Origin of the sequence: Streptomyces sp. ME19-01-6 (assembly GCF_033793745.1) — a bacterium.
Taxonomy (GTDB): domain Bacteria; phylum Actinomycetota; class Actinomycetes; order Streptomycetales; family Streptomycetaceae; genus Streptomyces.
This window is the reverse complement of record NZ_JARAXF010000037.1, coordinates 1-25,984: the sequence shown is the minus strand read 5'-3', so window position 1 is coordinate 25,984 and position 25,984 is coordinate 1. Positions and strand designations below refer to the sequence as shown.

The window sequence follows — 25,984 nt, the reverse complement described above, 5'->3', positions numbered from 1 at the left end:
CGAGCGGCCGGAGGCCCGCCCTCTCGCCCATCGCCGATCTGGCGTACCCACGACCGATCCGAAATGGTTGCAACTGGCTGGTATCCGGCCGGTAGGTTTAGCGGTTCGGACGAAGGCATGGATCGGCTTAGGGGAGAAGCGGAGCGTGGAGGGGACCCGGGGACCAGCACAGCCAGATGACCCGCGGCAGCATGGTGCAGCCGCAGTACCGCCGCCGAGACTCGCGGGGCAGCCGGCGGCCGCATCCGGGACGCCGCCTCGACCGGATCAGGCGCCCGATGCGCCGCTGGTGGGCTGGCTGCGGATCCCCCGCCCTGAAGCCGGGCCGGGTATTTGGCGGTGCGGTCATGTGCCGCGTGAACCGGAGGACCCTGACCGGGTCCCTACCCGTCAGATCGCTGTCGGCGTCGTGGCGACTGCCTTTGGCGCGTGGATCACGTGGGGCCTGCTGGCGAACGGGTATCTCGGCTGGTACTGGCAGTGGCCGTACCTCGCGATCGTCCCCCGCTCCGGGTACGGCAGCGACACATGGATTTTCTTCGCCAAGGTCTATACGTATCTGGTCATGGGTGCGGTCTATCTGTTTTTCGCGCGTCTCGGCCGGTGGCTGGAGGCCGCTCGCCGCGTGATCGCATGGGCTCGGCGGCGGGGCCAGCCCCCCGGTACCCCGCCCAGCCCCCCGCACCAGCCGCTGCCGCCACCCGACAAGGACCCCGCCGCGTGGCCCCATCTGCGGGCCGGCGGCGCAGGCGAGGCAGCCGAACGGCTCGCGGACGAGGCGCGGGCGGGCCGGATGAGTGACGTCGACTACGCGCGGATTACGCGGGTGTGGCAGTCAGTCCAGGGCCGCCCCGAGGGGCTGGCCGAGTTCACGCTGGCCGTACGGGAGCACGGGGCGGCTGCCTGGCCCCACGGCTCCGGCGCCCGTGACCTTCCGGCCCGCACGGCTCACCATGACCTCACGCTGCGCCAGGTCCGTCTCGGCATTGCCGCCACGAGCGAGCGAAACCCCTACGAATACCGGGGCGTCGGCCTCGCCGTTGATCCTGGCCTGCTGGGCATGTCCGTGCTCGCCGTCGGCCCTCCCTCGGTCGCCTCCCCCCGGCTGGTGCGCCCCGTGGTGGAATCCCTGTGCCTGCAGGCGCTCACCGGGCAGGCGGCCGTCGTCAGCGTCACCGCTTCGGGCACCGGGCTGGTCCCGGACGGTGCGTTCGACGTGGTGATCCGCCCGGGCCGCCCGGACTCGACACACGGGCTGGACCTCTATGGCGGCGCCGTCGACCCGGACGAGGCTGCCGGGATGGTCGCCGAAGCTCTGGTGGGTGATGAGATCACCTTGCTGCCCGGTGGTGACAGCCGGCGCGCCGCCACAGTGCTCGCGCAGCTGCTCGGCCCTTACCGGGCAGCGTACGGAGGGTTTCCCGCTGTCCGGGACCTGAGGGACTTGCTGGACGGCTCGCGCCCGCAGCTGGATGCGCTCCGCGCCCAGCTGCTGAAGGACAGGTTTGATGCCCAGGTGAGGGACCTGGACGCGTACATGCGTCAAGCCGCGCAGCCCGCAGGCATCACCGCGCTGCTGGCCGAGCGCATCGCCCTCCTCGACCGGCCGGCGTTCACCGGGTTCTTCACCCCCGAGCTGCGGGCTGCGCGCCCTGGGGCTGTCCCTGGGCCGGGGGAGGAGGCCTACCGTCCCTTTTCGCTCCAGGCGCTCGAGCACCCGCTGCGTATCCGTATCGAGTTGCCGGAGCGCACTCACGCGGAGGCGTCGCGCATCATCGCGCGCCTGGTGCTCGCACAGTTCGCCCACTGCGCAGCTGCCCGCCGGGCCCAGGACCGGTTCGTCTTCCTGGTGCTGGACGACGCCGCGCAGACAGTCACCCCGCAGTCTCTGCGAAGCCTCCAGCGCCTGCGTTCTGCGCATGCCGGAGTGATGCTCGCCCTGCCTTCCTTGAGTGATGTGCCCGAGCACCTGCGTGGCGCATTGGTGGGAGCGGTGGGCTGCCGCATGGTGTGTGCTGGTGTGACGCCCTGGGACGGTGCCCATTTTGCTGAGGCATGGGGCGTGGAATGGGTGGAGACGCGGACGGTGACCAATCACGAGATCCGCCCGGACGAGCCGATGACCCGCGTCATGCATGGTCTGCGGCGTCTGACGACCGGCAAGGCTGTGACGCGCGAGAGCGTCACCGTGCGTACTGAGCAGCGCCAGCGCTGGTCGGCGAGCGATCTCGCGAACGAGTTGCCGGTGGGTCATGCCGTGATCTCGGTGACGCGAGTGAGCGGGGAGCGGACACCACCTATCCTGACCAAGATCACCGACTAAGACTGTCCGTATCCATCCTGTTTCCAGCCGCTTGTTCACGACCGCCCCGGTACTGGGTGGTTGGTGCTTCGAAGTGTCCAATGCGCTGGAGAAACAGAAGAGTTACCAGGTACGCCGCTGTGCTCATCGCGGCGAGTGCGGCTTAGATTGCTACCGGTGATCGACACAACGGGCGCCGCACGCTGCAAAGGCGGCGGACGCCCTCACGCGAGGGAAGGCGCGGCGGAATGGCCAACGGGGAGATAGGCGACGGCCCGGAGCCGGAAGCGGGCTCGGTGCGCCAACCGCTGCCGCCAGAAGTGCCCGCCCCGCGCACAGAGCAGCCCGGGCCCGAGACGGGCACCGGGGCGAGCGCTGAGGAGACCGAACTTCCTCCCGCTCCCGGCGCTGACGCCCCAGAACCAGAACCAGAGCCAGGGGCGGGACCAGAGCCAGAGCTGGAGTGGTGGCAGCTTCCCGCCCAGCCGCCCGGCCCCCCACCACCCCCTCCACCCCCCACAACTCCCCCACCAGGTACGAGCGGAGGCGTTGGCGCCGACCCTGCTCACGCCGCAAGTCACCCGCAATGGCGCTGGGACGAGGCGCGCAACGAGTGGGTGGAGGCGCCGGCGATATCCGACCCCACGCTGCACACCGCACACGAGATCGGGCAGGAGATCGGCGTCACCATCAGCGAGACCGTGGCCGCCCACCTGCCCAACCCCCACGCAGCGGCCCAAAAGCGCGGCCTGGACATTCGCTGGCTGCGCCTGAAGTACAACGTGCCGGGGATCCTGATCGCGACCCTGGTGACGTGGGGCGACGACAGCCTCGCGGAGGCAATGGCGCGCTCCCTGGCCGAGGGCGGACCGCTCGCGCTGCTGGGCTGGCCGCTGATGTTTTTCCTGGTGCTCGGCCTGGTCATGGTCACCCCCCTCGGCGGTGCGCTCGGCGGCGTGCTGATGGACGCGTTCCGCGCCGTGCTGCAGGGCCTCGGCCGGCTCATCGGGCGCTTCTGGCGCGTCCAGTACACCGGCTACCTGCTGCGCCTGATCGTGGCCGTGTTCGCGTGGTCTGTTGTCATCGCCCTCGCGCGCCTGATCGGGCGCGCCGTGATCCATTTCCTGACAGGAGCGTGATCTGATCATGAACGATGTGGGAGCCGCCGCCGGCGGGATCGGCGCGGTGGCCCTGGGCCTTGTGATCCTCTTCTATCAAATTGGCCGGTGGCGCGGCGGAGACCCCACCCCGAAGATCCACTTTTTCGCCGGGGTCGCTTTGGCTGCGTTGCTGTTTTTGGGCGGCGGGATCCTGGGCGTGATGGGCGGTGCGGCCGCGGCGCTCGGTGACGGCCTCGGGCAGTACGCCCTCGAGGGCGCCACAGGGACTGTCGCCAAGGCAGGAGAGCACAAGTCCCTGACCGGCGGCGAAAAGGTCGGGGTGAGCGGCGCGATCGCCGGACTGTGCCTGCTCGCGCTCTACGCCGGGCTGATCAAGTCGGGCCGTGCCGACCTCAAGGAACCTGTGGCCCGCGGCGCGCTGGTCGGCGTCTTCCTCGGCGCCTCGGCCGGCCTCGTCGGCATGGCCCTGGGGCTGATCCGCACGTCCGGCAACACCGTCGGCGACATCCTCACCACCAGCATCTGAGAACAAGGAGACACGGCATGTCGGGCGGGGGCGGGATCGCCGACGGACTGCGCCATCTGCGCTCCGAGTGGGGCCGCTGGTGGCGGGCCGAGGACCTGACGGACACGCATATCGCGCACAGGATCCTCAACGACCAGTACCGCCTTTGGCGGCAGCTGCGGCAGCGGGTCAACTCCGAGGTACAGCAGAACCTCACCCTGCTGAAGCAGCAGCAGAAGCAGCAGACCTACATGCAGATGCAGCGCATGCAGGTACAAAAGCGCAGCCGCGGCCACGGCTACGGCGGGTACGGCTTCGGCGGCATGGGCGCCTCCCCGATGATCTCGTACCGGATGATGCAGTGGGCCCAACTGCAGATCAAGATCGGGCAGGAGGAGTTCCGCCACCTCGAAGTCACCCCGGGCATGCTGCAGATCGGACGGGGCCAGGTCCGCTCCCGCCGCCACCTCGCGGCCGCGGCCTGGATCGTGGCACTCCCCGTGCTGTGGGTCGGCCTGTGGTGGATCTCCGCGCTCGCCGGCCTCGTGGTCACCGCCCTGACCACCGCCGTATTCACCGTGCTGGCGTGGGCGCAGGGCCGCCGCCCCACCCGCCGCCGGCCACCCGTCCCCAAGCTCCTTTTCGTACCACCCGCTCCGCCCGCACACACCGAGCTCGCAGAGGACGCCGAGCCGGAGCCCGAACCGTTCCCCATCCGGGAAGCCGGCCGCGACCCGAAACGGACACAGGAAGCGGTCCGCCTGGCGCTACGCAAGGAACGGGCACAGATCGCCGAAGTGGTGGTGCCCACGGAAACCGACTGGGGCTGGTCCGTGCGCCTGATCCTGTCGGGCGGCACGCTCGGCGATCTGGTCCGACTCCTGCCCGCGGTGGCCACCACCCTGCGCGTCGGACCGAACCGCCTGCTTGCCCAGCTCACCAGCGCCGAGGACAGCGCGGACATCACCCTCCGGATCCTGACGTCCGACCCGTTCGCTGCGCCGCTGCCGTACCCGCAGCGGGCCCCGGCATCGTGCAGCATCACCCAGGCGGTCAGCCTCGGCCTGTCCATCGAGGGCGAGACCACCCCGGTCGTGCTCGCGGGGCAGCACGTGATCGTCGTGGGGGACACCGGCAGCGGTAAAACCGCGATGGTGCAGGCCATCGCCGAGTACGTCACCGCCTGCCGCGACGCGGTCATCGTGGACATCGACCCGGTCAAACGTGGCCTGAAAGCCCTGGGCCCCATGGCCGTCATGACCGCGCGGACCCCCGAAGAAGCGGAAGCAGCGCTCAAATCGCTTCTCGAACGCGTGAAACAGCGCATCGCCTCCATGCCCCCCATCCAGGACATGTGGGAGCCGACGCCCGACGCCCCAGCGGTCATCGTGGTGATCGACGAATACACGATGCTCACCAGCGGCGGGAAGGAAGCAGCGATTGACATCCTGCGGACCGGGCGCGAGGCCATGATCACGCTCGTGATCCTCACCCAGGACGCCACCAGCCCAGTCCTCGGCGACGCCATCGCCGACGCGTTCGGCGTCCGCATCCTGATGCCCTGCCGCGCTGCGGACGTTCCGGTCACGATCGGCCGGGCTGACGCGATCTCTCAAGGCTGGCTCCCGCACCTGCTGGTGCCCAGCCCGGAAAAAGACTTCCCTGCCGACGCCGGCCGCTTCTACTGCATCACCCCCCGCCACCGGCATCCGATGCTCCGCTACGTTTCGCCCCTGCCGCCGGCCGAAGCCGACCGGCGCACCCGCGAACGGGTGACGGCCGGACTGCCCCGGCTGGAGACGCCGGCGCTCATCGCCACCCTGCCGAGCGACGCCCCTCAGATCCTCCGCCTGCTCCTGAAGGCGTTCGCCGCGCACGGCAACCCCGAGTACCTGACGCTCACACAGCTCGCCGATCATTTCGCGGCCGCCGACCCGGCCACCTGGGGCAAGTGGAACGGACGGCCCAACAGACTCCTCATGGTGGGCCGCACCATGCAATCCCACCTGCGCCAAGCCGAACTGGACATCCAATCCACCCGGCTCAATCACGAGGAGGACCCCAAGCGCCCAGCCGTCTACCGGCTGGCAGACATCCAGCGCGCTCTGTCATGAACCGCCCCGGTGTGGCAGCGTCGCTCCATGGCGCGCCAAAGCCTCCACTCAGACCAAGACGCGACGCCTGCACGACCGATCCCGACCTGACGTGACGCAACCCCAAGGAGCCGGCCCGTGGTGGCTCAGAATCCAGCCCAGCACGCCCGCGTCGCCGCCGACGCCCTGACCCGGCTCGCAAACGACGTACGCACCGGCCGCGCCCAATGGCCCCACACCCACACCATCGCCACCACGACCGACGACATCACGCGGATCGCCGAAGCGATGGCCACCGCCACGCAGCAGCTGGCGGCCGCACTCGGGGAGTTGGGCCACCGCGAACCCCGTACTGATCAGGCGATTGGCGCACTGCACCAAGCTGGCCAATCCGCTACCACCGCGGCGCACCACCTGCGGCGCGCCCGCCAGACTATGCACTGACTGCAACACCGTACGGACGGGGAGGGACCCACGTGCACGCCACAGCTGTATACGCCCTGGGGGGAGGTCTGATGCTGCCAGCTGCTCCGCCTGACCCTGACGACTGCAAGGACCTGGCCGGCGGTATCAAGACGGCCTGCGAGCAGGGCAGCGAAGGCGGTGGCGGAGGCGGTCAGCCGCCCGAGAGCATCGACCCGCTCATGAACCTGGCCAAGGAATGCGCGCGCGCCGCCGACTGGACAGCCAAGCAGCTCGGCAAGGTCCTCACCGACGACCGTGCGGTCGACTTCACCAACGAGGGCTTTCTGAAGCAGTACGCCCTCGTGTTCGCGGCCTCCACCATCCTCACGCTCATTCTGTGGCTGCTTGCTGTCGTCAAGCGCGCCGTGAGGGGCGTGCCGCTGGCGACCGCATTCGGAGAGGCCATCAGCCTGCTGTGGATCGCCGTCGCAGCCTCCGCATTCACGCCTTTGATCTTGTACACCGTCATCGGCGCCACCAGCGCAGTCACCGACGCGCTGGTCGGGGCGTTCAGCGGCGACCCGGGCGGAACGTTCACCAAGCTCGGTGCCGACTTGCAGGCCGGGAAGGTCGGCGGGGGCGCGTTGATGCTCCTGGTCGTATCGGCCGCCACCATCGCGCTGTGCGGCGCACTGTGGCTGCTGCTCGTCATCCGGGCGCTGGCCCTGTACGTCGGAGCCCTCTTGGGTGTGATCGTCTACTCGGGCTTGGTCGACAAAGACCTGTGGGGCAAGGTGAGGGGCTGGGCCGGCTTCATGGGCGCCCTGATCCTCATCGAGCCGGTCATCGCCATCACCCTCGGCCTGGCCGCCGCTCTGGAGACCTCGGAAGACACCAGCGCCGTCACTCTCGGTCTGGGCATCACCGTCATCGCGCTTGGCGTCTCGATCTACATCATCGTCCGGGCGCCGGGAATGGGGGATGCGGTGAAGGTGGCCCGGCAGAGCGCCCGTACCGTCGGCCTCGGCGGCCGGTCCGCGGCCGCCACCGCCAGCACCGCCCAGGGAGTACAGCGCGGCATCAGCACCCACAGCGGTCGGACCGGCAGCAGCTCCAGCAGCACCACAGGGGACGCCGGCGCCCGGAAGGGGGCCAACGGTCAGAAGCCGCCGAACCGGATGACCGAGGGGATCACCACTCACGGGCCGCGTGAACCGAAGAAGCCCGGCGGCGGGAAAGACGAGTAACCGTCCGCCCGAACTCTCCGTCAGGGACCTCGCAATGGTGGGGCCCGGGGCCGCCGCGGCCCCGGGCCCCACCACTGCGTTGGGCTGGTTCAAGACGATCCGCGACGGCTACTGCCGCCTCGGTGCTCTCGCCGAGATGCGGGGCCTGGACCGGGAAGCGCGGTCAGGCCCCGGCGTGTCGGTCTGGTTCGTGCACGCGCGCGACGCCGCGGATGACGGCGCGCTGCAACCGATGCTGCAATTCCGCATCGCGCAGCAGCTCGTCCTGCGGCTCACCCTCCAGGAGCACCTCGACCAGGAGCCGTAGCGCTGTCGTCATGGGTACCGCGGCAACGTCTGCCTCAACCGCGGCCAGAGCGCACCATCTTCTCAAGGCACGGTTCACGTCGGCCGGGAGGTCCAGCGTGGTTCGGATCGTTTTTGTACCGGTCGGCCTCGCCGCCTCAGTAGCCACCACGTCCGCCTGCTGCTCATCTGCTGAGGTCATGCAGCGGCCTCCGTCCATCGGATGATCTGTATAGCCATGACCGGGACGTTACTGGAGGCACTGCCTCCCCTGCGAGTACGGATCTCCCTGTAGCCACTGCTCCCACTGTGAGCACGGACCATCCTGTAGCCACTGCTCCCACTGTGAGCACGGACCATCCTGTGAGCACTGCTGACACTGCGGGCACGTACCTTGCTGCGGGCACTGGCCACACTGTGCGCCCGTATCCTCCTGGAGCCACTGCCCAAACTGTCCTTACTGGGACGCGGCGACAGGGGAGCGGCACTTCACTGCTTCTCGCACTCGGCTACGCAGCCCAAGCCAGACCAGTCCGGCGAGGGTGGAGAGGCGGTCACGCGGCTCCCCCTCTCCCGGCCTCAGCTGCCACGTCGGCGAACCGGCATATGCCAACTCTCATGAAGAGAGTGCAACCTGGGTTGCGCGCAACTATGGTTGCGGCATGGCTGATGTGTACCGGGACCCGACGCCCGACCAACTCCAGGACCTGCACGACGCTGTGGTCGACGCGGTGACCACACTCGCGGACAAGATCAGCGTCCCGTACGGCGGCCTGGCTGAGGACGACCCCCGCTGGGCGACGTGCATGAGCACCCCGGAGTGGCAGCTGGCCATGCTCCGGGCCCTCCGGGAGCTCGAACCGCTCATGCCGCAGCTCGGCGAACGCTGGGCCCGCACCGCGGGCATCCTCGGCGCGAGCTACACCCAGCTCGCCGCCGCTGCAGGGATCAGCCGCCAGGCCGCCACCAAACGCTGGCCCGGAGCCGTCCCGCCCAAGGACGCCGCCCCCGTCGATATAGAGACCGCCGGCGGAACCGGCCGGGTCATCTACGACCAGGAGAACAGGAACTGGGCCTGGACCGCCCGGGGAGCCAACGGCGCCAGCGCCAAGTCTGACGACGCCGGGCACGCCACCAGCGAGGCGGCCGCTGCCGAGGCCGGTGCTTTCCTCGCCGCTAACGCCACTGCCGAGGAGACGAACTGATGACCTCTGCTCAGCTGAACCAGTCGGACGCCACCCTGCAGAACTGCCCGCCGACAAGCCCGCCCGCCGGACGGCGAACCGGGCCCGCTGATGCGGCAACGATGCGCCAACGTCGCGTCATGATGCGTCAGGACCTGGCCGTGATGCGACAAGATGCGGCTGCGGGAAGCCATGCGATGCGTCGATGCGACGGCCTTCGGCGCATCGCAGGGACGCTTGCGACCTGCATTGACGCATCAGACGCATCATTTTTTGACCCCCCGGTTTCGGGGGTCTGGGACGGCGCGGGGCCTTACTTACGCGCGTGTAGCCGGGCGACGGCCTGCCCGGCTCAATCGCGTACCGTATGCGGTATGAGTGCGACACCGCTCCCCGCTGGCGACCGGATCACCGCCACCGACCTCAACCACAACTTCCCTCAGCGGATCAAGTCTGCGAGCGATGGGCGCCCCCAGCACATCAGCCGCAACGCCCGGCCGGCTGTCGTCATCATCAGCGCGACCCAGTACGCCCAGTTCGTGATCGAAACCGGCGCGATTTCCGGCGGAGAGCAGCGACTCACTCTGACTGAGGCGAAGCACACCATGGGGAAGATCATTCAGGATGTGCGCGAACAGCAGTGCGCCGCTCTCCTAACGAAGCGGGGGGCGTTGATCGCTGCCGTTGTTCCCGCGGAGCGATTCACCACCTGATAGCCAGCGTCCGACTCGGTGACGTGCCCCCGGCCCTACCGGCCGGGGGCACGTCGCTGTTTCGGCCCTCACATCCCTCGTTGGTAACGGATCGATAAAGATGACGTTCTGAATCGCGTAAGGTACGCGATTCAGGGCTAGCGTCATGGACGTACCACCCGACACCGGCCACGGAGGACAGCAGCGATGGACACGACGGAGCGCACCTACGCCGACGTCATGGCGGACCTTTCCGCACTGCGCGCTGAACTTTCCTCCGTCATGGCCGACGTGCGGGAGGAATACGGAGCCGACGAAACGGGCGGCTACCGGAACATGATCCGGTACGTGGCTGCCCTTACCGGGGCCACCGTTCCCGCCGCCCCGGCTACCCCTGCCCGACGGTCCGTACGGACGGCCGTCCGTGCCGCATGGGAGCGCATGAGCGCACCGTTTCGGCGCACGCCCGCACCCACCTACGCCTAAGCGTCCTCCCGCGCAGCCTGCCCTTTCCCCGATCGGAGATCTCCGTATGTACCAGGCCAACAACGGACCGGTGTTGACTGAAGAGGACCGACGTACGGCGTACGCGGCGAGAGACAAGGCCACCCGCGCGCATGACCGCGCGGTGAAGCGGGTCAAGGCCGTTGAGGATGCGGTGAAGCGGGCGGACGAGTGCGCTCGCTCGGCGCGGGAGTCGGCGGAGCTGGCGCATGGTGTGGCGGACGTCGCGGAAACGGTGCACGCTGCGGAACTGTCCCGACTGGAAGCGGCCATGTGGGGGCGCACTCCGGGCACGGCGGAGTACCGGCGCGCGTTCGGTGTGTGGGTTGCGGCCGGTCGCGAGGACCTGCCGGAGGTAGAGGCGGCGGACGCTGCGGAGGTGGCGGCGGACACTGCGGAGTCTGAGGCGGAATCCGCGCGGGAGACCCTTGCCGAGGCTCGGCGCGTGTGTGACGACCTTATGCACACGTTCAGCGAAGCTTTCGAGCGTGCTTGGGGATTGCTGCCGCTCCCCGAAGATTGCGAGTACGCCGCGCGTGAGTGCGTGGAGTTCGCGAAGGAACTTGGGGAGTGCGTCAAGGAAGCTGAGGCAAGCGCGCGTGAGGCTGCGTGGGCGGACTCTGATGCTGAGGACGAGTGGGCGGACGCTGAGGACGCGCACGACTACCGGTGCGGCGTGATCTCTGATGCCCTGTTTGAGGCTGCGGAGGACCTGACTGGTCTGGACCGTACAGCGGTCCGTCTGACGGCCGTACAGGTTCAGCGCGGTGATCTTGCGGCGGCGGTTGACGTGGCCGACGTGGCGCCGGTCGCCGTGATCGGCGAAGGGGACGACGTTGCCGCCCCCCAAGGGGCCGAGGTTCCGGCGGGGCACGCGGCGGCGGAGGGTGCCGCGGAGTGCGCGACGGCGGATGGCGTGCCGGTCGAGCCTGGTTACAGCCTTGACGTTCCGGCCGGTGAGCGCGTGTGGTCGCGCCCGGGTTGGGATGGCTCGTACGAGGGTCGCGCGGCTGTGCTGCGTGGGCACGTCACGGAAGCGGACGCGCGTGCTGCTGTGGAGCGGTTCCCGGAGTGTGTCCGCATGGTGGGTGGTCCGCTTGTGGGTTGTGTGTCAGTCGCTGGGGTGCGTGTCGACCTTATCGAAACCGGCGAGTCTGCCTATGGGCAGAGTGGGGACAACGGGGCGGAGTGGATCCGGACCGGTGACCCGTACGCCGTGACGCTGCCCGATGGGGCGCGCGTCTCGGGCCTATGGGGGGAGATCGCAACGGCCCTGTCGGAATGGGCGATCGAAAACCGCCCGGAGGCTGTGTGCACGCACGCCGAGGCGCACGCGGACGGACACGCCACCAAGACGCAGATTGCGGCGGACATCGCGGCGGAGCGTGAGGCGGAGCGTGCGAAGGCCGAAGCGGCGCACGAGCAGGCTCGCGCGGCCGGCTGCCGGTTGGCCGCCGTGTGGTCGGTGTGGTCGCCGGTCGTCCACCTCCTGTCAGACGGCGACGAGGACCGTGTGTACGACGTGCACGAGGAGGGGCGCGCCGCGGTAAGGGCGGCGGAGCGCGCTTACGCAGCGGGCGGCGTATGGGGGGTGCGCAGTGCGGCGGAGCGTGCGGAGCGTGCGGCGGAGTGGCTGTACGAGTCGGCGCGCCGGTCGGGGCTGGACGTGCCCGAAGTGGACAGCGACACCCCCGAGGCTGCGCCGGCCGATGCTGCGGAGCGCGCAGAGGTTGCCGCCGCTGCCCCGACGCCCACAGGGGTGTCTGACCCGGGCAGCGTGGACGCGTGGGAGAGCGACGGCGGCGCGGTGCCAGGGGTCGCCACCCCCCGCCCGGTTCCACTCCCCCGGGAACGGGACGCGGAGCGCTCCGAGGCGGACATGACGGCGGCGGTATTGGAGGGCATGCCCGCGAACGCGCGGAAGGTGTACGCCACAGCGGCTGAGCGTGGGTGGGATGTGTCGGCGCGCCGTGAGTGGACGGGCCGCGTGTGGGTGCGCGTCGTGGTCGTGTCGGCGGGCGTGCTGGCCCGTGCTGGACTGAATGAGCGGGAGCACCGCGCCGCATGGAAGGAAGACGGCGGCGGATACATGGGTTCGCAGTCGTCCGCCGGATACCGAGACATCCTGGGCGACGTTACGACGCTGCGTATCGCCAACCGTGAGCATGAGCGCACGGGGCGGACGGTGTGGGGCCGCGATGCCGCGGAGTGGGTGCGGCAGATGACGGACGCCGCCGCGAAGGTGTCCGACATGCTGGCCGAGTGCCGCGACGCGTTCAACGCCCTGGACAGCTCCACCCCCGTCGGGCGGCGGGCGGTCGACATCGCGGCGGCGGCCTACTCGGAAGCCAAGACCGCAGAGAGCATGGCCCGTGAGGCTGTGGACGCTGCCGCCGCGTGGATGGTGGAGACGAACGCGGAGGACGCACGGGGGTGCGCTCCGTGGCGGCCGGCTGTGGTACTGGCCGGTACTCAGGTCGAGGAACTACGGAAGCACATCACGGGGGCCATGGCGCGGGCCGAGCGGGAAGCACTCGGCGCGCCCGTGGTGGAGGCGGGGCAAGCAGAGCTAGAGGCCGAAGAGACGGCGTGGCGAAAGCGGTGTGCGGCTGAGGAGATCGAGCCGACGGCAGCCGGTTACGCCAGGGTGCGGCAGATGTTCGAGGACTCCACACGGGATTGGGTTGCCTGGTTCGCCGAGCACGGGGACATCAACGCTTCGATGGTGGCGCAGGCTGACACATGGTCGGAATCCCGGGATAACGAGCGGCAGACGTCGCACCCGTCGCGGTACACGTGTGCGTCCTTGGCGGCCGGTGACCGTGTCGCAGCGTCGGCGCTGGCGTACACGCTGGCCGTGGCTGACCACGTGACAGACGAGGACCTCGCGCACGGGCGGGATGTGCACGAGCGCGGCGCGGCCCGTGTGATCGAGCGGTTCCGTAAGGACGCCGAGGCGGTGCGGCGTCAGCCCACGGGCTACAACACGCTGAACGAGCGTAAGCACCTGACGGAATGGACGCAGTACCCGCACGCCGCCCACTCGAACCCGGCGACGTACGCCGAGCACGCCCCCGCCCAGTGGGCGACCTACCTGGAAGCACGGGAGACCTACGAGGGCGTACAGATCTTGCAGCGGTCGCTGAAGTGGGAGCCCCGCTACGCCGAGGAACGCTCGAGCGCGCGGGCGGAGGCAATCACCGCGGGTACCAACGGGCAGGCGGAGGCCCGCACCGCGCGTGAGGCCTCGGGGCAGGATGCGCAGGCATGGGCGCAGGCTTTGGAGCGGCTGACGGCGGCGCGTGCCCGTGTCGCTATGGCCGTGGCCGGAGCGCGGGCCGATGTGGAGCGGGCGCAGGAGTGCACGGGGCGCGTCACCGACGCGGACGGGTCGCGGGCTGAGGACGTGTGGAGCGCTGCCCGGTTCTGCGAGGAGGCCTCGGACGAGGTGAACTGTGCCGACCGCGAAGCGGCGCACTACGCCACGGGGGCCGAGACGTACCGGGAAGCGGGGCGCCTGGCCGACTACATGGCGGAGTGTGAGCGGATGGAGCGCGCGGCCGGTGAGGCCGAGAGCGCCGCGACGGAGGTTCGCCACCTGTTCGAGTGTGCGGCGGAGGACGCCGACAAGGCCGAGGCGGCCCGCGCCCCGGGGCCGGTGGAGCCGACGGTTGGGACTAGCGCGGACTCTTTGCGTGCGGCCGAGCCGGGGCCGGTGGCCGTGGCGTTCCCGGCGCCCCCCATCCCACAGCCCGCGCCCGCGCTGGAGTCCATCGGCGGGGGTGAGCCGGTAGGCGACCCTTTCGACTTGCTGACGGGCGCTCTGGCGGGTCTCTCGGCCCGCTGGGACGGAGTGACCGGGTCGTGAGTGCGCAGGAGATGGCGGGCGGCCCCGTGGTGGGGCCTGTCGGGACGGATGGCCGACGGCCGGTCACCATCGACGGCCAGGAGGCCGGGCAGATCTGGCGGGGCGGGCGGGGTAACCGTCCCTGGCTGGCCGTCGGGAGCGTGGACACGTGGCAGGGGGCGCACGCTGACCAGGCCGCGGCGCTGGCCGATGTCGCCGACCGCTGGACGGTCGCTCGGGCCGTCGACGCGGAGGTTTCGCGCCGTGAGCGTGAGGGCTCCCCCGTGCTGGCCGATGGCTGGACGGTCGCCGGTTGGGACGAGGTGCGGCCGGGGCAGGTGGTGCGGGCGTACAAGACGCAGCGCACCGCGTCCGGCGTCGCGCTGGCCAAGGCGCCGGAGCTTGGCCCCGCGTTCCGGGTGCGGCGGATCGACCGCCAGGGGGCGCGGTGTGTCGTGGTCGGGCGGGAGGTGGCCGGGGGCGGTGTGTGGTGTGAGGTCATCGAGCCATCCGCGCAGCCCTTGGGCGCGGTGGTGCTGCCCGGTTCGCGGGTCTTGGTGGTGCCGTGCTCGAGGAAGAAGGCGCCGGGGGTGCAGCGGGCGGCGGCGCGTGAGCTCTACACGGGGACGTATCACCGGGCGTGCCTGTCGGCTGCTGAGGCGATGGCCGAGCCGGGGGACGCGGTGCTGATCCTGTCCGCGCTGCACGGGCTGATCAAGCCAGACACGGTGATCGAGACGTACGACGTCAAGGCCGGGGACCCTGACACGGTCGAGGCGGAGACCCTGGTCTGTCAGGCGCTGTCGCTGGGCGTGGACAAGTGCTCTGCGGTGGTGCTGGCGGGGGTGGCGTATGTGGACCTGGCCCGGCATGTGTGGGAGGCCCCCGAACTGCCTTTCGCGGGTACGGCGGGCATCGGCGAGCAGCTTTCGCGCTGCGCCGGGATCATCGCGGACGCGGCGGCGGCCGAGTTGGCCGCCGGTGGCGTCGCTGCCGAGCACCCGGCGGCCGGCGAAGGGGGCGAGGGTAGCGACGCGGGCGACGGCGACGACATGGCGGCCTGGTACGAGCAGACCGTTCCGGCCGATCCCGCCCAGCATGCGCCGGAGCAGACCCGCAGGGAGCGGCAGGCGTGGGAACACGATCGGTACATGGCGCGCCATGAGCTGCCCCGGTTGAACTGGTCGGCTGGTGTGGCTGAGGTCATGGCGGCCGTGGTCGCCGGGAACCTGGCCGCCGACACGTCCGGGATCGTGCGCAGGCGTGAGGGCGAGGGGCGCCGGGTTTCCGCCGCGCGGGTCGCACTGCTGGTGTCGGGTGCGTTCATCCGGGTGCCGGGCGAGGGGAAGCGCGGCCGTCTCATGCCGACCGAGGACGGCGCGAAGGTCGCGCGCATGTGCCAGGTGTTCCCGGAAGGGCTGCACGAGGACGACAAGACCGCGCAGGAAGCACGGCGGAAGGCGGCGAAGAAGCCGCGGGTTTCCGCGGACCGGGCCAAGGAGTTGTCCCGCACCCTCGAACCGCTTCGGGGTGGGGCAGAGGAGCGGCGGCGGCTGGATGCGTGCATGCGGTGGGCTGAGGCGCAGGACGTCAGGCAGAAGCGGGAGCGGGCGGAGCTGGACGCGGAGCGGGCGGCGGCGAAGGAGCGCGAGCGCGCGGAGCGAGCGGCGGCCGAGGCGGAGCGCGACCGGGAGCGGTCGGAGCGCGAACAGGCGGCATGCGACAGGCAGTTTGACGGGGTCGTACTCACGGTGCACGGCGACAAGCATGGAGGCGAGTTCACGATGGGCAAGGGCAAGCGGCGCGTAACGGTCAAGAAGATCACTGGGAGTCTGTGGCACGGCATCACCCGGGGGCAGACGTACGTGATCGTGAAGGGCGAAGACTGGCCGTGGGTGATCGTCTCCCCCGACGGGGGACGGATCGGGAACCCGTCGGTGATCAATGACCAGCCGTACGCGGATAGCGTCCGCGACATCATCCGCGCCCACGCCGACGGCTACCCGCTCCCCCAGGACGAGACCGAGCTCCCGCCGGCCGAGGCCGCTGCTGGCGCCCACGAGCCGGCCGCCGGGGACGAGAGCGACGCGGCCCCCGCCCCCGTGGGGACCACGCCGCCGCTGGTGGTGGGGGACAACTACGTCAGCAAGGCCCCGGCGCGCGCCAGGTCCCTGGACCTCGCCGAAACCCGCTGGGTGGCCGAGTGCGACCGGCACGGCCCAATCTCCATGGCCTTGAACAAGTTCGGCGACCCCGTGCCCGACCCTCAGCGGGCCGAGATCTACCCGATGCGGCAGGACGCCGAAGATGCCGCCGAGCTGCACCTGGCCGATCACGCCAACCGGGACGCCGACGTGATGACCCCCGAGCAGATCGAAGCCGCCGCCGCCTATGCGTTCTCCGACAACCAGTACCGGGCGCTGCGCTGGGTCGAGGACGGCAAGGTGTACGAGGACGCCAAAGGCTTCTATGCCATGGATGTCAGCCCCGACCGGGCGGACGTGAACAAGAACATTGCCCGCGCCCGCATGATCGGCCTGTGGCGCGGCGGGTTCCTCAACGTCTATGCACAGACCCCCAGCTGCCGGATCTTCGGCCTGACCGGCGAGGGGCACCACGCTATGAAGCTGTGGGGTCGCGCGCTGCGCATCGGCGCCGTGACCGAGCCCGGCAAGGACACCGATCACGGGGACACCAAGGCGGGGAAGGTGTACAGGCTGCTGTCCCGGGGGGAGTACTTCGACAACGAGCCCCGCCCCGAGAGCGACCAGGAGCAGGAGCAGCCGGAGGCGGCGGCCGTCGCTTCCCAACCGGCCGCCACGGCACGGCCGGACGTCGTGAGCGCCCTTGGCACGGTCGACGGGTGGGACACCGAGGGCGGCGCCTGCCCCGGGGTGGAGACCCCCCGCCCGCAGGGCGGAGACGTCCACGGCAGTCCGCCGGCGGAGCAGGAGCAGGAGGCGGCGGCGCCGGTGGTGCAGCCGTACACGGGCGAGGAAGAAACCGGGGCACCGCGGGCGGTTGCCGGGTTCTGCTCGTGCGGGGCAGACATCGTCAAACCCCTGGATGGTTCGCGGCCGGTGTGCTCGCACGAGGGCGAGGAGCGCGAAGGCGGCGGCGTGGTCGTCGGCGGCTACGTGGTGACGAAGGCCGGTTACGGCACCTGCATGACCGACTTTCACACCCTGCACGGGGTGGCGCGGTGGACGTGCAAGAACACCGCAGCCCGGTGCGCGTTCTGTGTGGCGGCGGACCTCGGGGTGAACACGGATGCGCTTCCCGGCTACCGGGACGGCGACGACGTCACGGAGGCGGCCCGTAAGGCGGCGGCCGGCCAGGGGGCTGAAGGGAGCGACGAGACGACGCCCGCGGAGTACCTGGCCAAGATGACGGCTCTTGTCGTTGATGACGAGGACGCGGCCGACATCGTCATCAGGCACACCCGCGCGGCCGGCACCAGCGTTGAGGGCGACACCCGGCCGAAGGCGGTTCGGGACATCCTCAAGCGCAAGGAGTACGGCCGCCGCGGCGGTATGGGCTTCCGCTGGTCGCGTCAGGTGGGGGCATGGGTGCTGTACCACTCCCGCGACCACGCGGCCGACGACTGGACGATCAATAAGCTGTCGGGCTACCTGCGGGCAGAGCTCGGCCTGAAGGTCTGCGTCGTTAAGGACAACGCCAAACGGCGCAGCTACGCCGAAGCGCAGGCCGAGCAGATCGAGCGGGCGGAGGCGCGGGCGGAGCGGTACGCGGAGTATGCGGGGAACGCTTCGGCCAGGTCTGAGGGTGCGTGGAAGGCTTCGCATGCCATCGCGGAGCACATGACCGGCGAGCCGATCAAGGTGGGGCACCACTCCGAGCGTCGGCACCGTCGGGTCATCGAGCGCATGGACAACCACATGCACCGGTCGATCGAGGAGGAGAAGAAGGCGGCGTATTGGGCGCTGCGGACGCGGGCGGCGGAGAGCTTCGAGGCGTTCAAGCGGGACCCGCGGCGCACGCTGCGGCGGATCGAGAAGTTTGAGAAGGAGCAGCGCGATAACGAGCGGTGGCAGGCGGGGCAGTCCGCTTGCGGGTTCACCCGATCGAACATGGAAGAGCTGAAGATCGAGGCGGAGGAGATCGCGGAGAAGCTGGCGTTTGAGCGTGAGGTGATCGCCGAGGCGGAGCGCCGCGGGTTCAAGATCTGGGGTCCGGACGACTTCGCGAAGGGTGATTTCGTCAACACCGGCGGGACCTGGCGGGAGGTGTGCCGGGTGAACAAGAAGACGCTTACCGTTCCGCACATTCACGGCGGGATCGGTAAGGCGGTGCACCGTAAGCCGGAGGGGTACAAGCCGCGCGACGGCTACACCATCCCCTATGACGCGGTGCGCGGGTGGGCGTCTGCTGAGGACATCGCGCGCATGGATGCTGCGGAAGCGGAGCCGGAGGCAGAGCGGATGGCGTGCCCGCACTGCGGGCAGTACGTCACCAAGGGTCGCCCGGTCTACAGCCGGACGCGGGGGCGGTGTCTGGAGTGCGGGCACGCCAAGCCGCAGAACTTCAAGCCCAAGCCGGAGACTCCCGCCGAGTACGAGCAGGAGGAGGACCAGGGCGCCGCGGATGTCGCTACCGCCGAGCCGCGGCCGGCCGATACCGAGCAGGACGACGACGGCCAGGCCGCCGAGGCGGAGCCGGTGAAGGTTCCGGCCGCGATGCTGAAGGCCCCCGCCGATGCGCAGGCGCTGTGTCTGGCGGCGGCCAAAACGATCCGGTGGGTTGCCTCCCTGCGCGTAGAAGGTGACCGGTGCACGCTGAACACCCAGCTCAACCGGAGCGGTCAGAAGGCCACCGCGGAATGGGAGCGCGACGGTTCGGGGTGGGTGTTCGTCCGGGCGTACGGGTGGGCGCCGGGTGTGCCGTGGCGTGAGGTCGCCACGCTGGAAGGCGCGCGGGCGCTGTTCCTGGACGCGGACGCCTTCGAGCCCGCCCAGGTCGAGGAGGAACCGCAGCGGCAGCAGGAGAAGGAGCCCGCGGCGGCGGACAACGAGGGACCCCGTGCCGAGACCGTCACCAACAACGACGCGAACCCGACGCCCGCGCCCCCCGCAACCGTGGATCCGGCCCCCGCGCGGTGGCTGGACGGCCCCGCCCTGGTGTTCATCGTCAGCCAGAACAGCACCCCAGCCCGGATGCGCGGCCTGTACCGCGTCACCCGACAAGAGGCACAACGGCTGTGCAGCCACCCCGCCACCTCCGGTAAGTCCTACATGCTGTGCTGGACCGAGCGGCCCGGCGCCATAGGGGAAGACTTCGAATTCGTCACCGACGACGGCCGGTTTGCCGGTGTCCTGGCAGAACTGGGGATCACCCCGGCACGTGACTGGCCCGCCGACGTCGGCGCCGCGTTCCCCGCTGCCTGCCCGCAGTGCTTCGACCGCGACGCCTTCGACGGCACCACATGCACTACCTGCGAGAAGGCCGCCGCCGAGATCGCCGCCGCTCACCAGCAGGAGCCCGAGGAGAAGAGCGCCGAGGGCTGCGCCCACTGCGGGCGGCACATCCAGCCCGGCCGCGCCGCCGCCGAGCGCACCGCGACCTGTTCCGCCTCCCACTGGCTCTACTGCACCCGAGCCGCCGCCCAGAAGACAAAGCAACAGGAGCCCGAATCCCCCGCGGGGCCGACGCCGGAGGAAGTGGCCGCCCTCGGAGAGCACTACGACAGCGCGGCCCGCTTCATGGAGGCCGGCCCCTGGCCCGCCGAGGCGGTACGGCAGGCCCGCGAGCGGTTCGCCGCCCACTTCGAAGAGGTACGCGCCCGCTACGACCTCCCCGCGGAGGAACTGACGGCCAAGGTTGCCGCGTGGTTCCAGAACCCGAAGCCGTACGCGGCCCCGGCCGCACAGCGCCCGGCCATCGCCCCGGCGCCCGAACGCGCGGCACTCCCTGTCTCGCCGGGCGTCGGCGGCCGCGCCTCCTGGGAGCCCGGGGAGCGGGTCACCTACCGGGGGCAGGCGGGGACGACTCGTCACACCGAGCCGGCGCGCGGGGTGTGCGTCGACCTGGACAACGGGCAGCGGATCCACGTTCCGGCCCAGGCTCTGTGGGCCGAGGGGCACGAGCCCCGCACAACCGCACTCGCCCCGTACCGCAAGCCGGAACCCGCACAGATGACCGCCATCGCCATGCCCGAACCCGCAGCGCTCCCCGCCGTCCCGGTCCGCCGGGCGCTCATGCCCGCACCGGTCCGCCCGGTGGCACGGCCCGTCAACCGCGGACCGGTCATCATCCCGCAACCCCGCCGGACCCCGGCCCCTGCCCCGGTGGCAGCGGAGCAGCACAGCGCGAGCGCGGACCTGGCGAATGACTTCGACGCCCTGTGCAGCGAACTCGCCGGCCTGTCCGCCGCATGGGACGCAGTAGGCGCCTAACCGTACGCACCACGGCGCGCCGGGCCGCCGATACCCGCCCGGCACCCATCACCAACCAGGGACCCAGGTCCCGCCATGCCAAAAACGGCCATAAGGAGACCGCCCGATCATGGGGAAGCTCACCAAGGAAGCAGCCAAGAACCACCGCGACGCCGACGCCCTGACCCGCCTGGACCGGGACTTGACCGAAGAAGAGCGGGAATTCGTGCTCAAGCACTGGCAGGAGTCCGCCGACACCGCATCCGTCCTCGACGGCGCGTTCTTCACGCCTATGGGGTTGGCCTCGGAGGTGGCGCACCACGTGCACGGTGACCGCGTGATTGACCTGTGCGCGGGCATCGGCCGCCTCGCCTACGCCGCCCGCCGCTACTGGGGGAGCGCCATGCACCTGATCGACCGTGAGCTCACCTGTGTGGAGGCCAACCCCGAGTATGTGAGGGTCGGGCGGAAGGTGCTCCCCGAGGCGCGGTGGATTCAGACCGACGTGATCGACGTGCTGAACCTGGGCCTCGGCACCTTCGACGCGGCAATCTCCAATCCGCCCTTCGGCAGGATCAAGCGCAGCGGAAACGCCCCCCGCTACCGCGGGCCCCTCTTCGAGCTGCACGTGATGGACATCGCTGCTCACCTCGCGCCCGCCGGCGCGCACGTCCTCCCGCAGCAGTCAACGCCGTTCCGCTACAGCGGGCGCGTGCAGTCCTCCCGCGAGACGCTGCCCGAGGTGGCCCGGTTCGAGCGGGAGACCGGCATGACCATGTGGTTCAACTACGGCGTAGACACCGCCGCATGGCGCGGCGAATGGCACGGGGTGGCGCCAAGAGTGGAAATCGCCTGCCACAACGTGGAAGAAGACCGGTTGCAGCGGGAGGCCGAGAACGCCGAGAAGGCGCGCGCTCTGACCCCGGCTGTCGAGTCCCGGACGGCCAACGACGACCGGTACGCCGGTCTCCTCGCGATCGCCTAAGACGAGACCACCCGCGCCCAGCTCCTCGGATCCGGCTCCGGCGCCACAGCAGCACTCGCCCACCTGTAAGACCTCACACAGACAGGACACCCACGCATGTCCGTACGCCAGCCGACTGCCACCCTCGAGCGAACCGTCACCCTGACCCGCGAAGTCCTCTTCTGGGTGCTCACCATCACCCGGAAAGGCAGCCCTTGGCCGCCCGTTCGCCACAGCCTGGAAGTCTCTCACCAGGTGACCACGCCGCCACTGGAACACGCGGCCGCCGTCGCATCCAACCGGTTCGGCCTCACGGTCGGCACCTGGACCCGGCAAGGCAACCGCTGGAACGCCCCCGCGCGCAAAGCCTGACCACACGTCCACGGCCCCGGGACTGGACACAGTGTGTTCGAGTTCGAGAACGAGGAGATCGCCGCATGACCGAGGACGACTTCGACGGCCGCCTGACCGTAGGCACCGTGATTCTCACCCAGGACCCCGAGGGAAGCGGCTGGTCGGCTAACTGCCGCAGCTGCCCCTGGACTGACCTGGTCGGCCCGCTCGGTTTCCAGGGCATCAACTCCGCCGCACGCCAGCACAGCACCCAGCGCCACGCCGACCGAGGAGCCATCGCCTGATCGACTACGACCGCCAAGTGAGGGTCTCTTCACCGTTGGAGAGGCCCCTACTTAGTGGTGCCGGGCGGGCTTGCTGCTGAGATCAGCCAGAGCTCGGCTGCCGCCAACCAGCCGCCCGGACGGGTGATTTCGTCTCGCGTACGCGGGCGCCCCGTGAAGCCGACGGATGCCTGTCCGCCCTGCTGGAAGGCACCGCCCGCTGCGTCCAGAACCGTGCACGCCTCGTACGGGCGCTCTACACGCGGCTGGACCGCCTCATCGACCCCATCCCGGCCGCCCCGTAGTTCGCGGAGGGGGAGCGGCCCAAGATCCCAGGGCCTACACGCACACCAGTGCGATGCCGCTGCTCAGAGCCCACGACATCGCACTCAAGTGCGTGTAGGCCCTGGGTGCGGTGCCGCTGGCCCCGGACAGCGAAGGACCCCGGGCCGCCCAGTGCGCCCGAGGTCCTGTCCGCCCGCCTCACACCGCCCCAACTCCGGTCCCTAGGCAGCGGCGTGACCTCACCAGTCGTCGGGTGCGCTGCCCACCCACGCGATCGGCTGTCCCTCGCTGTTGCGGCCCCAGTGCGGTGCCTCCATCGACACCTCGTGACCGTCGTCCAGCACGCAGATCCGCCCCCAGCCGCCGTGCTTGCCCGGACAGATCCCGGTGAGCAGGGCCGCGTCGCCGTCGCGCACCGCCTGGTCGTAGCGGTCCTGGAACGGCTGGAGGCGGGCACGCAGCTCCATGCCGAGCTCCGTCTCCGCCGCCTCGACCTGCGCCCGCGCCTCCCGCACCCCAGGGTCGGACAGCAGAGCCGAGATGACCTGCTCCGCCTCCGCGAACGCGCTGTTGCGGACGTGCCGCCGTACGGCTTCCTGCATACGCTGCTCTTCGTCGCGCTCGGTCATCACGCTGCGCCTTCCGCTGCCGCCCACTCCAGCCCGAGGCTGGCCAACGCGGCGAGCTTGTCGACGGTCAGCTTGGCCCGGCGGCTCTTGCTGTTGCTGAGGAACACACCCAGCTTCACCTCCGACCCGTCCGGCAACGCCTCTACGTGGGCCCTGGGGACCGTCACAGAGCCCGTGCGGGCCTTGTACTGCGCCAGGGCCGCAACGCCCCTCTCGAAGGCGCTCACGGGCGCCGTGGACGCCTCCGCGGGCACGTCCGCCTCCGCCGGGGCCGCAGCCGCGGGGAGCGGAGTGACGCCGACGGCCTCCAAGCGCTCGCGCTGACCCTCCGCCAGGGCCGCCCAGACCTCGGGCTTTTGCTGCCGGGCCAGCCACTTGCCCACGTCCATCCCGTGGACCGTGAACCCCGGCAGGACCCCCGCCGGGCCGTCCTCGTCACGCACCAGCTCGCGCAGCGCGGCGAAGTGCCGCTGCCACTCCGCCGGCCACTCCGGGTTCCAGTCCTCATCGACCGCCAGGAGCGCGGCCTCCCACTCCGGCTTGTTGGCGAGCGCACCCGGGCGGCGCAGGTTGGACAACCACTGCCCCACCGGCTTGTCCATGGCCGACGCAGTCCGGGGCGCGCACAGCGTCCAGTGATCCTCGAAGTACACCCGGGCTGCCGCCAGGTTCTCCTGGAACCGCTCATCGGCGATCGACCAGACCATGCCCAGCTTCTCCAGGCGCTGCGCCCGCTTGCCGGTCATCTGCCCGGCCCCGAAGGCCCTTCGCTGTTCTGCGACCCAGGTCCCCAGCGGAAACGCACCCTCCCGGTGTTCATAGGGCACGCGAGCGTGAAGCTCACGCTCGGTGAACTTTTTGAGCGCCGCCCAGCCGCGAGCCCAGTCCTGGCGCTCGGTGTCGATCACGTTGAAGCTGACCCAGTCCGCGACCATCACCGGGTCACGCGGGGCGGCAAAACGGAGCAAGAGACGGGTTTCTTCCTCGTCATCTCCGGGCGCCGCACCGATGTACTCGGACGGCTGCGCCACGTCCTTCTGAGGCTCCTGCGGGATAGCGAGCAATTCCACGGACTCTTCGTCGTGAGCGCGCAGACCTTCCAATACCTTCACCAAAGGCCGGTACGATCCCGAGGTGAACATATCCTCCGGTTTTTCTCCCGGCTGGAGAAAAACCGGCACGATCAAAGAGGCGAGCTTCCCTTGTCCGGGCTTTTGACGCAGCGCGCGGCCGATGGCCTGCACGATGTCGTGCGGCGCGCCCTTGGGGTCCAGTAGCGCCACGGAGTCCACGGCCCGGATGTCCACGCCCTCACCCAGCACACGGCAGTTCGAGAGCACGGCACGCCGGGGGGTGGAGCCGAACTTGCCCAGGACGTCCCGCCGGCGCTCGGGGACGTGCTCGCCGCACAGCCAGTCCGCCCACATCTCCGGCGGGTACGTCTCGGGCTGGTCGGCGTGCAGTCGCTTGGCGACGCGCTCCAGGCCCTCCGCGTAGGCAGCGGCCTCTATGGTCCGGTGGTGGAAGGTGATGCACGTTTGGAGACGGTGCTGCGCCATGGTGTGCAGGAGCGCGGCCTGGAGGGCTCCGAGGCGCTGCCCGCGGACTTCCTCGGTGTGCTGGTCCTCGCTCATCAGCCGCTCGGGCGTGACGACCGGGTCCTGGAGCTCCAGGACGATGATCTGGTAGCGGGCGAGCAGGCCCCGCGACACGGCCGACGCGAGCGACAGCTTGTAGAGCACAGGGCCGAACACGGCTTCGTCGTCCATGGAGGCCGCCATCTCCCTGGGCAGCGCGTCCCGGACACCTTCGGCGACCTCCCAGTGCGGGGGCCGCTCCTGCCAGATCCGGGGCGTCGCGGTCAGGTACAGCCGCCGGTGCGCCGGGATCTTCGTCTGGTCGTGGATGTCCGCCCACGCCTTGCCCATCGAGCCCGAAGCCCTGTGCGCCTCATCAACCACCGCGAGGTCCACCGGGGCCAAATGCTGCCCGTAGACGCCCTCGAACGCCTCCGTGAGCACCCCCAGCGACGCGTAGGTGGCATAGATGGTCACCGGCCCCTGGCCGTGCCACATCGCCAGCTGCACAGGGTTCGTGGTGGAGCGCACCCCCAGGTTCCACAGCTCCGGGTCGTCCAAGGGCGAGCACACCGCAACCGCCGGCCCTTTGTGCCCGGCGTCATGCCACGCCTTGATCGTCTGCGCCAGAAGGTCCAGCGTCGGCACCACAACGAGTACGCGGCCCTTCGGAACAATGCGCTTAGCGGACGCCGCCGCGATGATGGTCTTTCCGGTTCCGCACGCGGCGTGCACCTGCCCGCGCAGGCCGTTGAAGGGAATGCCGCCCGGCGGGATATCGAGACCGCGCACAATGGCGGCCACGGCCTCAATCTGGTGCTCACGCAGTTTCACGGCCATTCCCGTGGTCTCCTTTTCGCAGAATGTGGCGCGCAATCAGAAAGGAAAGTCCGGCGCGGCGAGTCGGGCCGGGGTGGTGGTGTCTGGTTCCAGACCCTACACAGTCAAGGGACGTGATGCATCATCCGCGCGACAGGTTCGCCCTGTAGGCTGATACTTGACTGATTCTCGCCCATGGGTGCGGCTGATGCGGTATGCTGGCAGGGTATTGGTGAACCTGCCGGAGCGAGTTGGGATGCTGGCGAGGGGTTCGGGTGGAGCGCAGCGGAGCCCGTCACTGCGGTGGGGCCGGCACCCTGTCAGGCCGATAGTCCGTCAATCCGTTGCGGGGGTGGTGGCTGGGATTCCCAGTGGCTACACAGTCCCGCACGCAATGCACCTCCTCTTACTGCCAGCCTCGGCACCCGCGCTTGCGCGGGTGCCTGCAATTCGCGCTTGCGCGAATTGAAATGCTTTTAGAATTCCGTTTACGGAATTCAATTCCCCCGCTTGCGG

General features: G+C 70.1%; 17 protein-coding genes and 1 pseudogene. 16 read left to right on the top strand and 2 right to left on the bottom strand.

Annotated elements, in window-relative coordinates; translation table 11 throughout:
* Window positions 1–289: 289 nt before the first annotated feature.
* The 16 genes and pseudogenes from PV419_RS44460 to PV419_RS44385 form a co-directional block, all read left to right on the top strand.
* Window positions 290–2,323 (top strand): ATP-binding protein, encoded by a 2,034-nt coding sequence (locus tag PV419_RS44460; RefSeq protein WP_319698894.1) that lies wholly within the window; start codon window positions 290–292, stop codon window positions 2,321–2,323.
* A gap of 596 nt (window positions 2,324–2,919) precedes the next feature.
* A complete protein-coding gene (locus PV419_RS44455) occupies window positions 2,920–3,441 on the top strand; it encodes a hypothetical protein (protein WP_319698892.1) in 522 nt (173 codons plus the stop codon).
* Between the two features lie 16 nt (window positions 3,442–3,457).
* Window positions 3,458–3,949, top strand: a complete 492-nt coding sequence (locus tag PV419_RS44450) for a hypothetical protein (RefSeq protein ID WP_319698890.1) — start codon at window positions 3,458–3,460, stop codon at window positions 3,947–3,949.
* A 17-nt stretch (window positions 3,950–3,966) separates the two neighbouring features.
* Window positions 3,967–6,042: an ATP-binding protein gene (locus PV419_RS44445; protein WP_319698888.1), complete on the top strand. Its 2,076-nt coding sequence runs from the start codon at window positions 3,967–3,969 to the stop codon at window positions 6,040–6,042.
* Window positions 6,043–6,162: 120 nt separating this feature from the next.
* Complete coding sequence (locus PV419_RS44440) at window positions 6,163–6,465, top strand: hypothetical protein (protein ID WP_319698886.1); 303 nt, start codon at window positions 6,163–6,165, stop codon at window positions 6,463–6,465.
* Window positions 6,466–6,536: 71 nt separating this feature from the next.
* Window positions 6,537–7,673, top strand: coding sequence for a hypothetical protein (locus tag PV419_RS44435; RefSeq protein WP_319698884.1), 1,137 nt, complete (start codon window positions 6,537–6,539; stop codon window positions 7,671–7,673).
* Window positions 7,674–7,707: 34 nt separating this feature from the next.
* Entirely contained in the window at window positions 7,708–7,980 is a 273-nt protein-coding gene (locus PV419_RS44430) for a hypothetical protein (protein WP_319698882.1), read from the top strand.
* A 640-nt stretch (window positions 7,981–8,620) separates the two neighbouring features.
* Window positions 8,621–9,163 carry a hypothetical protein gene (locus tag PV419_RS44425; RefSeq protein WP_319698880.1) on the top strand — a complete coding sequence of 181 codons (543 nt, stop codon included), beginning with the start codon at window positions 8,621–8,623 and terminating at the stop codon, window positions 9,161–9,163.
* A 353-nt stretch (window positions 9,164–9,516) separates the two neighbouring features.
* On the top strand, window positions 9,517–9,855 hold the full coding sequence (locus tag PV419_RS44420; protein WP_319698878.1) for a type II toxin-antitoxin system prevent-host-death family antitoxin: 339 nt from the start codon (window positions 9,517–9,519) through the stop codon (window positions 9,853–9,855).
* A gap of 186 nt (window positions 9,856–10,041) precedes the next feature.
* Window positions 10,042–10,320: a hypothetical protein gene (locus tag PV419_RS44415; protein ID WP_319698877.1), complete on the top strand. Its 279-nt coding sequence runs from the start codon at window positions 10,042–10,044 to the stop codon at window positions 10,318–10,320.
* A 46-nt stretch (window positions 10,321–10,366) separates the two neighbouring features.
* Complete coding sequence (locus tag PV419_RS44410; RefSeq protein ID WP_319698876.1) at window positions 10,367–14,206, top strand: hypothetical protein; 3,840 nt, start codon at window positions 10,367–10,369, stop codon at window positions 14,204–14,206.
* The gene (locus PV419_RS44405; RefSeq protein WP_319698874.1) at window positions 14,203–20,598 is read left to right on the top strand and encodes a DUF3560 domain-containing protein; all 6,396 of its coding nucleotides are present in this window, start codon (window positions 14,203–14,205) and stop codon (window positions 20,596–20,598) included. The genes PV419_RS44410 and PV419_RS44405 overlap by 4 nt, the downstream gene beginning before the upstream one ends.
* Window positions 20,599–20,707: 109 nt before the next feature.
* Entirely contained in the window at window positions 20,708–21,562 is an 855-nt protein-coding gene (locus PV419_RS44400) for a methyltransferase (RefSeq protein ID WP_319698873.1), read from the top strand.
* A gap of 96 nt (window positions 21,563–21,658) precedes the next feature.
* Window positions 21,659–21,913 (top strand): hypothetical protein, encoded by a 255-nt coding sequence (locus tag PV419_RS44395; RefSeq protein ID WP_319698872.1) that lies wholly within the window; start codon window positions 21,659–21,661, stop codon window positions 21,911–21,913.
* A gap of 65 nt (window positions 21,914–21,978) precedes the next feature.
* Window positions 21,979–22,179, top strand: coding sequence for a hypothetical protein (locus tag PV419_RS44390; RefSeq protein WP_319698871.1), 201 nt, complete (start codon window positions 21,979–21,981; stop codon window positions 22,177–22,179).
* Between the two features lie 152 nt (window positions 22,180–22,331).
* Window positions 22,332–22,463 (top strand): annotated as a pseudogene (locus PV419_RS44385) (restriction endonuclease); the annotation flags it as partial.
* Between the two features lie 219 nt (window positions 22,464–22,682).
* On the opposite strand, the gene PV419_RS44380 reads toward PV419_RS44385, so the two are convergent.
* On the bottom strand, window positions 22,683–23,072 hold the full coding sequence (locus PV419_RS44380) for a hypothetical protein (RefSeq protein WP_319698870.1): 390 nt from the start codon (window positions 23,070–23,072) through the stop codon (window positions 22,683–22,685).
* Window positions 23,072–25,489 (bottom strand): DEAD/DEAH box helicase, encoded by a 2,418-nt coding sequence (locus PV419_RS44375; protein ID WP_319698869.1) that lies wholly within the window; start codon window positions 25,487–25,489, stop codon window positions 23,072–23,074. The genes PV419_RS44380 and PV419_RS44375 overlap by 1 nt, the downstream gene beginning before the upstream one ends.
* Window positions 25,490–25,984: the final 495 nt, after the last annotated feature.

What these genes read in the sequence shown, in the direction of transcription:
- PV419_RS44380 (WP_319698870.1), bottom strand. Translation starts at nt 23,072, where the DNA reads ATGACCGAGCGCGACGAAGAGCAGCGTATGCAGGAAGCCGTACGGCGG.
- PV419_RS44435 (WP_319698884.1), top strand. Translation starts at nt 6,537, where the DNA reads ATGCTGCCAGCTGCTCCGCCTGACCCTGACGACTGCAAGGACCTGGCC.
- PV419_RS44390 (WP_319698871.1), top strand. Translation starts at nt 21,979, where the DNA reads ATGACCGAGGACGACTTCGACGGCCGCCTGACCGTAGGCACCGTGATT.
- PV419_RS44430 (WP_319698882.1), top strand. Translation starts at nt 7,708, where the DNA reads ATGGTGGGGCCCGGGGCCGCCGCGGCCCCGGGCCCCACCACTGCGTTG.
- PV419_RS44400 (WP_319698873.1), top strand. Translation starts at nt 20,708, where the DNA reads ATGGGGAAGCTCACCAAGGAAGCAGCCAAGAACCACCGCGACGCCGAC.
- PV419_RS44410 (WP_319698876.1), top strand. Translation starts at nt 10,367, where the DNA reads ATGTACCAGGCCAACAACGGACCGGTGTTGACTGAAGAGGACCGACGT.
- PV419_RS44445 (WP_319698888.1), top strand. Translation starts at nt 3,967, where the DNA reads ATGTCGGGCGGGGGCGGGATCGCCGACGGACTGCGCCATCTGCGCTCC.
- PV419_RS44375 (WP_319698869.1), bottom strand. Translation starts at nt 25,489, where the DNA reads ATGGCCGTGAAACTGCGTGAGCACCAGATTGAGGCCGTGGCCGCCATT.
- PV419_RS44415 (WP_319698877.1), top strand. Translation starts at nt 10,042, where the DNA reads ATGGACACGACGGAGCGCACCTACGCCGACGTCATGGCGGACCTTTCC.
- PV419_RS44395 (WP_319698872.1), top strand. Translation starts at nt 21,659, where the DNA reads ATGTCCGTACGCCAGCCGACTGCCACCCTCGAGCGAACCGTCACCCTG.
- PV419_RS44425 (WP_319698880.1), top strand. Translation starts at nt 8,621, where the DNA reads ATGGCTGATGTGTACCGGGACCCGACGCCCGACCAACTCCAGGACCTG.
- PV419_RS44420 (WP_319698878.1), top strand. Translation starts at nt 9,517, where the DNA reads ATGAGTGCGACACCGCTCCCCGCTGGCGACCGGATCACCGCCACCGAC.